Annotated in this window: 10 protein-coding genes; 4 read left to right on the top strand and 6 right to left on the bottom strand. The window is 49.0% G+C overall.

Annotation, left to right across the window (positions count from 1 at the left end):
* Positions 1-42: 42 nt before the first annotated feature.
* Entirely contained in the window at positions 43-1,554 is a 1,512-nt protein-coding gene (locus HP398_RS30375; protein WP_173624489.1) for a succinyl-CoA:acetate CoA-transferase ScpC, read from the bottom strand.
* Positions 1,555-1,694: 140 nt separating this feature from the next.
* Positions 1,695-2,366: a LytTR family DNA-binding domain-containing protein gene (locus HP398_RS30370; protein ID WP_173624488.1), complete on the bottom strand. Its 672-nt coding sequence runs from the start codon at positions 2,364-2,366 to the stop codon at positions 1,695-1,697.
* A gap of 182 nt (positions 2,367-2,548) precedes the next feature.
* Here HP398_RS30370 and HP398_RS30365 point away from each other — a divergent pair, with 182 nt between their 5' ends.
* The 4 genes from HP398_RS30365 to menC all read left to right on the top strand — a co-directional run bounded on the left by HP398_RS30365 (position 2,549) and on the right by menC (position 8,567).
* Positions 2,549-4,573 (top strand): sigma 54-interacting transcriptional regulator, encoded by a 2,025-nt coding sequence (locus tag HP398_RS30365; RefSeq protein WP_069851912.1) that lies wholly within the window; start codon positions 2,549-2,551, stop codon positions 4,571-4,573.
* A gap of 179 nt (positions 4,574-4,752) precedes the next feature.
* Positions 4,753-6,162 carry a YfcC family protein gene (locus HP398_RS30360; RefSeq protein WP_173624487.1) on the top strand — a complete coding sequence of 470 codons (1,410 nt, stop codon included), beginning with the start codon at positions 4,753-4,755 and terminating at the stop codon, positions 6,160-6,162.
* Between the two features lie 96 nt (positions 6,163-6,258).
* Entirely contained in the window at positions 6,259-7,398 is a 1,140-nt protein-coding gene (locus HP398_RS30355) for a M20 peptidase aminoacylase family protein (protein ID WP_173624486.1), read from the top strand.
* A gap of 20 nt (positions 7,399-7,418) precedes the next feature.
* Positions 7,419-8,567, top strand: a complete 1,149-nt coding sequence (menC, locus tag HP398_RS30350) for an o-succinylbenzoate synthase (protein ID WP_173624485.1) — start codon at positions 7,419-7,421, stop codon at positions 8,565-8,567.
* A gap of 73 nt (positions 8,568-8,640) precedes the next feature.
* Here the strand turns inward: menC and HP398_RS30345 are convergent, their stop codons facing one another.
* From HP398_RS30345 to HP398_RS30330, 4 genes are all read right to left on the bottom strand, one after another.
* Complete coding sequence (locus HP398_RS30345) at positions 8,641-9,549, bottom strand: hypothetical protein (RefSeq protein WP_017247151.1); 909 nt, start codon at positions 9,547-9,549, stop codon at positions 8,641-8,643.
* A gap of 143 nt (positions 9,550-9,692) precedes the next feature.
* On the bottom strand, positions 9,693-9,980 hold the full coding sequence (locus tag HP398_RS30340) for a HesB/YadR/YfhF family protein (RefSeq protein WP_007728959.1): 288 nt from the start codon (positions 9,978-9,980) through the stop codon (positions 9,693-9,695).
* Positions 9,981-10,125: 145 nt separating this feature from the next.
* Positions 10,126-11,421, bottom strand: a complete 1,296-nt coding sequence (locus tag HP398_RS30335) for a sensor histidine kinase (RefSeq protein WP_173624484.1) — start codon at positions 11,419-11,421, stop codon at positions 10,126-10,128.
* Positions 11,418-12,092 (bottom strand): response regulator transcription factor, encoded by a 675-nt coding sequence (locus tag HP398_RS30330; RefSeq protein WP_017247146.1) that lies wholly within the window; start codon positions 12,090-12,092, stop codon positions 11,418-11,420. The genes HP398_RS30335 and HP398_RS30330 overlap by 4 nt, the downstream gene beginning before the upstream one ends.
* Positions 12,093-12,349 lie beyond the last annotated feature (257 nt).

The following is a 12,349-nucleotide window of genomic DNA, read 5'->3' as shown; positions in this document are numbered from 1 at the left end:
TTTCATGCCCGAACGGGTTTGTTTCTTTATCATTCAATCGTTTTAAACCAACGCTGGCTTTTTCGCAAGCATCGTGCCTTCTTGCGCGTAACGTACGTGCCAGGAGAATGCCTTTTCCAATACATGCGGGGTGTGCCCGCCGCGTGTGAGTGCTTCCTCGTAGTACGCCATCAATTGATCGCGGTACATCGGATGCGCACAGTTCTCGATCATTTTGATGGCTCTTTGACGCGGAGCCAAGCCTCTCAAGTCAGCCAAGCCTTGCTCGGTCACGATAATATCTACATCGTGTTCGGTATGATCCACATGGGAGGCAAACGGAACGATGCTCGAAATGTTTCCGCCTTTGGCAATCGACTTGGTTACGAAGATACCTAGACGTGCGTTGCGAGCAAAGTCACCAGAGCCGCCGATGCCGTTCATCATTCGCGTACCCGATACATTGGTCGAGTTGACGTTGCCGTAGATGTCCGCTTCAATCGCGGTATTGATCGCAATCAGACCGAGGCGGCGAATCAGCTCCGGATGGTTCGTAATTTCTTGCGGACGCAACAGCAGCTTGTCACGGTATTGGGCGAAATTTTCGGTGACATGCTTCATCTTGTCAGCCGTTAATGTGATCGAACAGCCTGAGGCAAACGAAATTTTACCTGCATCAAGCAAATCAAACACCGCATCCTGCAACACTTCCGAGAAGACAGTCAGATCCGTGAATTCCGAATCCAAAAATCCGTTGAAAACCGCATTCGCTACCGATCCGATTCCCGATTGCAATGGCGCGAGATTGTTCGGCAAGCGTCCCTCTTTTACCTCTTGACGCAAAAACTCGATCAGATGTGCCGCAATCTGCGCCGTTTCTTCGTCCGGTTCCACAATCGTCGAGGGAGAATCCAACTGATTCGTAAGGACAATCCCTTTTACTTTATCCGGGTCGACGGGAATCCCAGCTGTACCCATTCGCTGATCCACGGACGTGAGTGGAATCGGTTCACGCTCTCCTTGTTTCGCTGGTGTATAAATATCATGGATGCCTTCCAACTCTACCGATTGAGCCATATTCAGCTCAATGATGACATGCTTGGCATTTTCCACGAAAATATTGGAGTTTCCCACGGACGTAGCCGGGATGATCATGCCCTCTTCTGTAATTGCAACCGCTTCCACAATTGCGTAATCGATTGCGTCTATCGCTCCCTGGCGAATCGCTTCTGCTGTATGCGACAGATGCTGATCAACGAACATCATGCTGCCATCGTTGATTTTTTTCCGCATGACCGGATCTGCTTGAAAAGGCAATCGCTTGTTGATGATCCCCGCTTCCGCCATCACTGCATCTACATCGGAGCCGAGTGAAGCTCCCGTATATACGTTTACGCCAAAAGGCTTGTTCTCTTTTTTCGCCAGCTCAGCCAATGCGAGCGGCACGACCTTGGCATCACCAGCACGCGTGAAACCACTTAACCCGATCGTCATGCCATCCTCAATCCATCCTGCTGCTACCTCAGCCGTCACGATTTTATCTGCCAGTCGTTTATCGCGTAAGCGCTCCCACATCATTGTGACCCCCTATGCCATCTTTATTGCCTTTACACTAGCACAGGGATTCTGAGCGGGCACTCGATTTTCAACAAAACAGAATATTTACGGCCTATCAAGAAAAAACGACAGCGAACCGTTCTCATTTATCAGATATTTCAGAAGCCGAGCAATTGCCGAAACGAGCTGGCGTACGACTGACTTACAGGAACTCTCGTCTTTTGCTTGTCCTTCATCTCTAATAAAAACGTCGAATGAAAATGCGGGTGAATAAAGCCGATCGATTCCATATTGACGAAATACGACCGATGACAGCGCACAAATCGCTCTTGCGGGAGCATATACTCCAGTTCAGCCATGTTGTATTTGTTCGAATATGTTCCACTAGCCGTATGCAAAAGCGTTTTTCCTTCATGAGAGCTGATATAGACGATCTCCGTTAACGGAATGGGCAGCCAGCCGTCCTCCCCTTTTCCGACCAAAAACGATAGACGCGGCTCCGGATTTGTTAGCGGAACGTTTTGAGGTGGATAGATGGCGGTAATACAGCCCATGACCTGACCATTTCGTACTAATGGAAGCGAGAGTCCGTAGTACGGCACGCCAAAAATACGACTCTCCACCTGATGCCCTACTTTTCCCATTTCCATGAGTGCTTGATGTGTAGCCGAGCCTATGGGGACGAGATCCCCTGGTGTAATTTTCAAGTCTATATTGGAACTCGGTTGATAGTACAAGTATTGTGAGCCGTCCGAGATCGCAATCGATACCCCGTCTGGCACGACTTCCCCAATCATTTGCAGCACCTCTGGAACCACTCTGTCCCCCATGCTGATTCCTCCTGTTATTGCTTTTTGATCTTCTCTACCTTCTATTAAAACACATTTCCCTGCCCGCAAATCAATCCTTGTCTTTCCTCTCTATACAAGCGAATCCATCCGATTACAGCCAGGCATTGTGCTATCATGAGATTACAAAACATTCACGATTGTTTGAGCAAAGGCGGTGCAGCATGGACCACACCATTGTCTTGATTGCAAAAGGAACGGACACTCTCGAATTTTTGTTAAACGAACTGCGGGCTTATTTCGAGCCGTATTGCAAAGTCATCGGCTATGCCAGCCATGAGCACATTCCCGATTTAAGCGGAGTCGATCATGTCTTTATCACAACCAAATCCCCAGAGCTGTACACAGTTGCCCGTCAAGCTGTTGCTGACTCCGTACCCATCACGGTTTTAAACCGTTTTTTCGAGTTGCGCAAAATGAAAGCGCTGATGCAGATTCCTCCGGGGACGACCGTCCCTGTCATGAACAATTCACCAGTTTCCGCACAGGAGGTCATCCAAAACTTATTAGAGGCGAACGTCGATCATTTGAATTACGTTCCCTTTCACCCGGGCTGTACATTTGATGATCTCGAATTTCAATACGCCATCATTATGAGCGTTCCTGACGTACCTCTTCCACCTCATGTGGAGGTGATCGATCTCGGGTTTCGCAAAATCAGCATTCACGACCTGATTGATACCGGTCGCAAGGTAGGCGTACCCAGTGAATGGGAGCGCGAGTACTTGTCTGCCTTCATCGTAGAAATGTCTGAGCTCGCGAAAATGCTTGGCACCTCCTACGCAGAAGTACAGAAGCTCAACAGCCAGCTGCAATCTACCTTTCAGGCAGTCAAAGATCCCGTGATCGCTTGCAACGAACAAGGTTTGATCACCTTTATTAACGACGTCGCCGTTGAGTTGTTTTGTCCACATGCATCCTCTATTGTTGGACAACCGTACACGGTGTTGAAGGAGCACAGCTTGCTACAGCCCTTTTTTGAGCAGGAAGATCAGGAGGATGCCCTCGTAACCATTGAACACAAACAATTTATCGTCAGCAGTCAAAGCATCCGCCGCAGGCATGAGCATTTAGGCTTCGTTTGTACACTAAAAGACGTGACCGAAATCCAACGCTTGCGCACCACGCTTACGTTGCGCGGTCATACAGCGACCTACTCCTTTTCCGATATTAAAGGACAAAGCCAACCGCTGCTCCAAGTCATCGAGCTCGGCAAAAAGATGGCAAAAAACAATCAAACGATCCTGCTAACAGGCGAAAACGGGACGGGAAAAGAGCTGTTCGCCCATGCCATTCATCAGCACTCCCTCCGCAAAAACGGCCCCTTTGTCGCAATCAACTGTGCCTCCTTGCCGGAAAACCTGCTGGAGAGCGAGCTGTTCGGCTACGAAGACGGTGCCTTTACAGGAGCACGAAAAGGCGGAAAGCCCGGCCTGTTTGAGCAAGCGGACGGTGGGACGATTTTTCTCGATGAGGTGGGGGACATCTCTGGGGCCATTCAGGTCAAGCTACTTCGCGTGCTGCAAGAAAAGCAGGTCATCCGTGTAGGCGGCACGGGAATTCTTTCTGTGGATTGCCGCATCATCGCTGCTACCAATCGTGATTTGGAAGACGCTGTTTCCCAGGGAAGCTTTCGCGAGGATTTGTTCTATCGTTTGGCTGTCCTGCCGATCCAGATTCCCGCTTTGCGCGAGCGAATCAGCGATATTCCCCTTCTCATCGATGAGCATCTGGAGCAGCAAGGCATTCGTAAAACCTGGTCGCCAGAAGTAATGGAGCTATTCTATCGCCATGACTGGCGGGGGAACATTCGCGAACTGAAAAATGTCGTCGACTATGCCATTACGGTAAGCGAGCATCCTGTCATCGGCATTCAGGACCTCCCTAAACGATTGACGGATAGCCTATTTCAAAAGCAGCAGACGGCTTCTATCCCTAAATTGGACGACAACCGCGACTTGGATATTTTGTATTGCTTGCATCATTATTACGTATCCAACAAACCAGTCGGGCGTTATCAATTGGCGCACTCCCCTGAGCTACAATCCGTAGGCTGGACAGAGAGCGCACTGCGTCACAAGTTGAAACTGCTGGAGCAACAAGGTTTGGTACGTTCAGGAACAACCCGACAAGGAACCTCCATCACCCCCGCGGGTATCGAATTGTTGCGAAAACACGGGCGGATTTAGCTTCCGCCCAATGAATAATAGGATGTATTAGGCTGAATAAAACCTAATAAACATTCCTAAAGCGCATTATATTCCCTTCCCTTGCCTATGAAAATCCACTGAAAACGCTTATATTCGGGAAATTTCGACACTTGGCACGACCCTTGCTTGTCATAAGCAAAAAAAAGCGAGGTGACCTCATGTCTACACATCCATTGAAACCTGCAAAGAAACGTTTTTCTGTGCCGCATACGTATGCCATCCTCTTTATCATTATCATTTTGGCAGCCCTAGCATCTTACGTACTCCCGGCTGGTGAGTTCGAACGCGTCAAAGACGTTGCCTCAGGCAAAACCGTCGTCGTCAACGGCAGCTACCATCCTGTAGAAAGTAATCCGGTCTCGTTCTTTGACATGTTCAAAGCGATTCCAGAAGGGATGCAAAAAGGCGCGCAAATCATTTTCTACATCTTTATTGTAAGCGGTGTATTCGGAATCATCCGCCAAACGGGTGCGATTGAAGCCGGGATCAATAAAGGTGTCCGACACTTGGAGGGTCGGGAAAAGCTGCTCATTCCTGCTTCCATGTTCCTCTTCTCCATCGGTGGCTTCACCATGGGAATGGCAGAAGAAAGCATCATCTTCGTTCCAATCGGTATCGCGCTGGCTCGTGCAATGGGCTTCGATGCCGTAACTGGTACGGCCATGATCACCATGGGGGCTGCTGCCGGCTTCATGGGCGGTATGATCAATCCATTTACGGTTGGGGTGGCACAGTCGCTCGCACAATTGCCGCTCTTCTCTGGTCTTACCTTCCGTGCTGTTGTGTATGTCTTCGTTCTCGCTTTTGCCATCTGGTACGTCATGCGCTATGCGTATCGTGTCAAAGCAGACCCGACCAAGAGTGTGCTTTATGGCGTAGAGAATCACGCCAGTCAAGAACAGGCAACAGTAGACATTCCAGATCTGAATGCACGCCACAAGCTCGTGTTCCTCGTAATGGTCTGTGGTCTCGCATTCAACGTATACGGTGTATTCAAGTACGAATGGTTCCTGACAGAGCTTACCGCTTCCTTCCTGATCATGGGCCTGATTGCTGGTCTCGTCGGAGGATTGTCGGTCAATACGCTGTTTGATTCCTTCGTCGCTGGTGCGAGAGCCGTTACGTTTGGCGCACTGATCGTCGGTTTTGCCCGCGCGATCACTGTCGTCTTGGAAGACGGAAAAATTATCGATACGATGATTAACAGTCTGACTTCGGCAATTGGTCATTTGCCAGATGCCGTTAACGTCCTGGCTATGTTTGTGATTCAAGCCTTTCTCAATCTCTTTATTTCTTCCGGTAGTGGACAGGCAGCAACAACCATGCCGATCATGGTGCCGATTGCGGATCTGCTCGGCATCCAACGTCAGATAGCGGTTCTTGCCTTCCAATATGGTGATGCGGTAACCAACTCCATTATCCCAACTTCTTCTGCGTTGATGGGCTATCTGGCTGTTGCAGGCATTCCGTATGAGAAATGGGTCAAATTCATTTGGAAGCTTCTTCTCGGCTGGGCCGTGATCGCCTCGATCGCACTCATAGTAGCAGTGACAATCGGCGTTTCGTAACCAATGACCCTTTTCACAAAACTGGCTGCGTCAAGTAGATTGGCGTAGCCTACGCTTCACTTATCGATTACACACGAAAAAACCGATGGAGGAACCATGCGCACAACGATCAAACAATTGCAGCCCGCCATTTTTTCTCTATACGAGCATTTACACCAGCATCCAGAGATAAGCTGGGAGGAAGTACAGACCACCTCGTTTATCGCTGACTTCTTGAAAAAACACCATTGCCGCGTCACTACCTTTGACGACGTGACGGGAGTTGTTGGCGAATGGGGCGATCTGACGCCGGGAAAATTCACTGTAGGCGTGCGAGCAGACATGGACGCACTCTGGCAAGAAGTAAACGGCGTCTTTACCGCGAACCATTCCTGCGGACACGATGCGCATATGACCATCGCATTAGGCGTCCTGATGGTATTGCAAGCAATGGACGTCCAGCTCCCTGGGCGCCTGAAGCTCATTTTCCAACCAGCAGAAGAAAGCGGAAATGGCGCACTTGCGATGGTGAACAAGCAAGTAGTGGACGATATTGATTTTCTGTACGGTGTCCACCTTCGTCCCATTCAGGAAATCCCTCGAGGCACAGCTGCTTCTGCCATCTTGCACGGGGCGGCTGGTACGATATTCGGGCAAATCAAGGGTTCCGATGCTCATGGCGCACGGCCTCATCTTGGAGTCAACGCTATCGAGGTAGCCGCAGCGATTGTTGAGCAGTTAAAAGGCATTCACCTCGATCCGCTCGTTCCTTATTCCGTCAAAATGACGCAGCTCGCAGCAGGTAGCAAAAGCAGCAATATCATTCCAGGCTCGGCGCAGTTCCACTTGGACCTGCGGGCACAGACGAATGAAGTCATTCACGCCCTATTTGCACGTGTCGAGCACATTTTGCAACACGTTTCACGTCTCTATGAAGTTGAGCTGTCTTATGAGATCACCGAACGCGTCTATGCAGCGGAAGTGAACGAAGAAGCGAGACTGATCATGGCGGATGCCATTACCGAAACCTTGGGAGCAGAGAAGCTCGAACCGCCGATTCAGACACCGGGCGCGGAAGACTTCCACTACTACACGAAAGAACGTCCACAGCTTCGGGCGACCATGCTTGGATTGGGCTGTGGCCTGACACCAGGACTTCATCATCCGCAGATGACTTTTGAAAAAGAAGCACTGCTAGACGGCATCGAGATTTTGGCAAGAACGGTACTGAATACGTTTGAGCGACAATCCAAATGAACGGTTAAGGAGAGATGAACATGAAAATCGAACGCGTGGACCTGCAACGAATCAAAATTCCGTTGAATTCCCCTTTTGAGACGAGCATGGGGGTCGAAACCCACAAGGAATGCATTCTGGTGCGTGCATACAGCGGTGCCCATGTCGGGTTCGGCGAAAGCGTCGCGATGGACGTCCCTGTCTACAACGAGGAAGATGTCGATACGGTCTGGTACATGCTCGAAAAGTATTTGATCCCGCAGCTATTTTCACGGGAGATTGAGCATCCTGATGACGTATCCCGCCTCTTCTCCTGGATGCGCCGTAACCACATGGCCAAAGCCGCTTTGGAAGGTGCCGTCTGGGATTTGTACGCCAAAATGAAGGGCCTCTCCCTCTCCCAAGCATTGGGCGGAACTCGTACGACGATTGACGTCGGTGTGAGTATCGGAATCGAGCCGACCATCGAAAAACTACTGCAACGCGTAGAAGGTTTCATCCGTGACGGCTACAAAAAGATCAAAGTGAAAATCAAACCGGGCTTTGATGTCGAGCCAATGCGTGCCATCCGCAACACATTTGGACCAGATGTTCCACTGATGGCGGACGCAAACTCTGCGTATACGCTGGCAGACATGGAGATGCTGAAGGCTTTGGATGGCTTCGGTTTGATCATGATTGAACAGCCATTGGCTCATGACGACATCATTGACCATGCGACCTTGCAAAGGGAACTAAAAACGCCGATCTGCCTCGACGAAAGTATCCATACAGTGGAAGATGCCCGCAAAGCACTCGAGCTCGGCAGTTGCCGGATTATCAACATCAAGATCGGTCGCGTGGGCGGTCTAACCGATGCCAAAAAGATTCATGACCTGTGTGAGACACGCGGCGTACCAGTATGGTGCGGAGGAATGTTGGAGGCAGGGATTGGCCGCGCCCATAACATCGCGATGGCTTCGCTTAGCAACTTCACGATTGCTGGCGACACCTCCCCTTCCCATCGCTACTTTGCTGAAGATATCGTGACACCTGTCATCGATTTTGCAGCACCTGGTATGCTGGCTGTACCGAAAACTCCAGGAATCGGTTTCGACATCAATGAGTCTTCCATTCGCAATGCCCTGATCGAGCATAAAAGCTACTATGCAAATCGGGAGTCTACTACGACTGTCATTCCTACCTGGTAGACGACTCATTCGAGATGAAAAAGAACAGAGAGTGCCTATTGGCCTCCCTGTTCTTTTTATTTAGGTGATTGTATTAATCCGTAATCGTCAAAAGCTTGCACAAATTTCGTTCGGCAAGAGCTCTCTTCTCTGGCGGAAACCGCTTTAGCAGATCCAACGCAGCATACGGAAGCTTCAATGCATGAGGATCGCTGTATAGTCTATCCCAGTATAGCGGTGAAAAAATTTCCTCGAACGCTGGCTCCTTCACCTCTTCCTCCAAAACAAACGGAGGAACATGGCGATTCAAATAGATTTGAAGACGATGGTTTACGATACCAGGCTTCACAATATCCTCATAACCGAATCGCTCCAGATCTGTTAACGCATGAGCATGTGTGATGTTATGGACGACCTCGCTCGCCAAATGATAGCGTACCCCGTTAATATCACGCGGCGGTATAACCAAATGTAGCTCCTCAAACGCCCGCTCTGCCATCTCTGCCGTTGTATGGTAAGGCGCAACTTCGTCTCTGACATCATCAATCGTCATGCCATGGTAATTCTCGATGCCCCAATAACGGTCTATCCTGTCTGCTGTCGTCGCTTGGAGAATCTTGACCAGGCCGTTCACCACAGTCGGAGTGATCATATCAGGGCGTTCGCGCAATGCTTTTAATGCCAACACACCTAGTGCTAGTCCATGACCTGAGGTCCGCAGCTGCTTCACATTTTGCTGGAGGCCATCGATGACGTGCTGTAACAAGGAGGGATCAGCTTGCTCGTCTTGATCTAGTGGAACAAACCATTCAGGTTTTTGCTTGCGGAAGGACTCACATGTCCGCTCAATGCCCTCTTTTACATGTTCAGGGAGATCGTGCTCACGATCCATGAAGTACCCTGCCAATAAGGCTGCCCCATAATGACCATCGAACCATCCCGCTACAGCTGCACGTGCCATTCCCGTAATGCCAAGCTCCAAGTAAGAATCAAGTAAACGCATATAACTTCCTCCTTTTTCCATTTATGTACCCATCATATACTATACATTTTTGTTTGTAAAGTATTGTATTTTGGTTTTTCGCTCATATAAAAAAGGCCCCGTATATCCGGAGCCCTTCATCTATTAGCTATCCTTTTCCTTGCTTAATCCAGCTTAAATTCTACTTCGTCTGTCTCTGGCCGATAATCGACAATCAGCCCTCTTCCATTCATATACCACAGCTCATCTTTTTCCATATAAAATGTGATGCCATCCTCTACTGTCGAAATGCCGATTTCATTCGGCAACTCTTTGGCAATCCCCATCGAGAATGAATCCTGAACCGTACTAACGCCTCCATACCGGACAAAAAAACGAATGCTGTCTCCTTCTTTGCATCCCCATTCTTCCCGAAACCATGCTACCGCTGCTTTAGTGATCGTCATGTTCATTAGTACGCCACTCCTCTCTTCTTCTACCTCTAGTTTACCTCAATTTAGAGATATTTGAAACATAAATGTATGTTAAATGGAATTGCTCCACTATTTGAAAAAAGAACCGATTCCCTTCGACGGGAAAACGGTTCTATCCATCTGTTTAAGGCTTTATTGGAAGTGTAACCAAAAAACTCGTTCCGATACCTACCTCACTGCTGACCTGAATCTTTCCGTGGTGCGCATCCACGATCCATTTGGCAATGGATAGTCCCAAGCCTGTTCCTTCTGTCGCTCGAGAGCGCATTTTATCCACCCGATAGAAGCGATCAAACAAATACGGAATATCCTCTTTGGCGATCCCGATCCCACTGTCTTTTACGAGAATCGAAACGCGACCGCCTTCCTTTTTGCAAGAGACATAAATCCGGCCGTCTTCGTTCGTGTACTTCAAGGCATTGTCCAGCAAGATGACCATGAGCTGATGAAGACGCTCTTGGTCCCCCAGCATCTCAATGGGTTGCTGAATGTCTGTTTCGAGACGAATTTCCCGTGCGATGGCAAGTTGTGCAAAAACCTGGGTGCATTTCATCGCGACTTCGTCTAAGCGCAGCGATTGATTCATGATCTGCAGCTCGTTAGAATCACTGCGAGCTAGTGTAAGCAAATCAGAGACGAGCTTGCTCAAGCGCTTGGCCTCTTGCATCCCTATCATGATTTTTTCGCTTTCCTGCTCGATCGTATGATCCGGATGTCTGAAAAGCCTCTCCAGATTGACCATGATGGCCGTGAGCGGCGTCCTCAGCTCATGAGAAGCATCGGCAATAAACTGCTGTTGTTTTTCCCACGAAACTTGGATCGGGATGAGTGCCCTTCTCGCCAAAAACCACCCAGCCACGATCGCAATGACAATACTAATAATGTCACCGATGATGACAACGTACAACAAGCTGTCCAGCATGTTTTGCTCAGGTGCCAGATTGTAAATCAGTTGAAACTGGTACGCGGTCTGCATCCGATTGCCTACAACGACCTTTTTCGGCACGGTAACTGTCTGCACGCGATAGACTTGTCCATTCACAGTTTTCGTTTCGATTCCGTCTGCTTTTCCGTTATGCTGGAATTCTGCATATTCCTCTGGCTCCAGCCTATCACCAAATGCGGTCCCAATGACACGACCAAAGCTATCCCAGACGAGTAAAACATACCGGCGATCCAGATCGTTAAACTTTTTCCTCTCCTGACGGTTGAATGGGAAAGGGTCATCTTCAATCCGATGGAGACGAGGCAAAGAATCAACTGCCAGCCTTTGACTGACTTTGGTCATTTCTCGGTCCACCTGCGAATAGAGACGATACTTCATCGTGTAGTAGACTGCACTCCCCAGCCCGTTCAACAAGAGCAGCACCACTACTACGTTCAGCGTTACGAGCCGAATCCTCGTTTTTCGAAACATCATTTGTCTTCCTTTTTCAAAATGTAGCCCACATTGCGGATCGTTCGGATGAAGCCTTCGTAAGCACCCAGCTTCTTGCGCAGGTAGTGGACATACAAATCGACCACTCCGTAATTCGCTTCTGAATCAATTCCCCATACGCGGTCAAAAATTTGCTGACGCGTCAATATTTGCTCCCGATTTTGCAGAAAGTACTTAAGCAGCTCGTACTCCTTCGTTGTTAGCTTCATCGGCTCATCATCAACAAAACCGTCATATTCATTTATCTTCAGAGATAGAGGACCGTATGCCAGATCGCCTTCTGTGTTCTGTTTCCCTTGTCGGCGCAAGAGGGCTCTCACTCTCGCCGTCAGTTCTTCGGCCGCAAAAGGCTTGACCAAATAATCGTCGGCTCCGGCATCTAATCCCTCGACTCTCGACTCTACGCTATCTTTTGCCGTTAAAAATAAAACCGGCGTCATTATCCCTTTTGTACGCAACGTTCTCACCAGTGAAAGACCATCCATTCCTGGCATCATAATGTCCAGGACCAACAAATCGTAGATGCCGCGTTCCGCCAATAACAAGCCGTCATCTCCGCGCTCTGCCGTATCCACCTGATAACCCTCATCGGTCAGGACTCCTGCAATTGTCTGAAGCAGCGCTTTTTCATCCTCCACTGCAAGAATAAGCATATTGATCCCTCTTTCATTTGAAAAAGCTGTATGTCATTCAGCATAGCATAATCGACTGGAATCACAATAATGACCACACTCGTCACTCTCGGCTGTGCACACGCTCCTTTTATTAGAGCACGTATTTTTTTGAATCAGATTTGTAGGTGCTGGCAGAAATACAAAAAAAGCTGCATTCTCCATTACTTTTTACAAGTAATCGGGAATACAGCTTTTCGTCTCATTCCTTCAAAACTGAATACGCATGATTGCTAAGA

Origin of the sequence: Brevibacillus sp. HB1.4B (assembly GCF_013284285.1) — a bacterium.
In the GTDB taxonomy this organism is placed as follows: domain Bacteria; phylum Bacillota; class Bacilli; order Brevibacillales; family Brevibacillaceae; genus Brevibacillus; species Brevibacillus porteri.
This window is presented reverse-complemented; position numbering and strand designations above follow the sequence as displayed.

What these genes read in the sequence shown, in the direction of transcription:
- HP398_RS30340 (WP_007728959.1), bottom strand. Translation starts at nt 9,980, where the DNA reads ATGAACATGACGATCACTAAAGCAGCGGTAGCATGGTTTCGGGAAGAA.
- menC (WP_173624485.1), top strand. Translation starts at nt 7,419, where the DNA reads ATGAAAATCGAACGCGTGGACCTGCAACGAATCAAAATTCCGTTGAAT.
- HP398_RS30375 (WP_173624489.1), bottom strand. Translation starts at nt 1,554, where the DNA reads ATGTGGGAGCGCTTACGCGATAAACGACTGGCAGATAAAATCGTGACG.
- HP398_RS30365 (WP_069851912.1), top strand. Translation starts at nt 2,549, where the DNA reads ATGGACCACACCATTGTCTTGATTGCAAAAGGAACGGACACTCTCGAA.
- HP398_RS30330 (WP_017247146.1), bottom strand. Translation starts at nt 12,092, where the DNA reads ATGCTTATTCTTGCAGTGGAGGATGAAAAAGCGCTGCTTCAGACAATT.
- HP398_RS30370 (WP_173624488.1), bottom strand. Translation starts at nt 2,366, where the DNA reads ATGGGGGACAGAGTGGTTCCAGAGGTGCTGCAAATGATTGGGGAAGTC.
- HP398_RS30355 (WP_173624486.1), top strand. Translation starts at nt 6,259, where the DNA reads ATGCGCACAACGATCAAACAATTGCAGCCCGCCATTTTTTCTCTATAC.
- HP398_RS30335 (WP_173624484.1), bottom strand. Translation starts at nt 11,421, where the DNA reads ATGATGTTTCGAAAAACGAGGATTCGGCTCGTAACGCTGAACGTAGTA.
- HP398_RS30360 (WP_173624487.1), top strand. Translation starts at nt 4,753, where the DNA reads ATGTCTACACATCCATTGAAACCTGCAAAGAAACGTTTTTCTGTGCCG.
- HP398_RS30345 (WP_017247151.1), bottom strand. Translation starts at nt 9,549, where the DNA reads ATGCGTTTACTTGATTCTTACTTGGAGCTTGGCATTACGGGAATGGCA.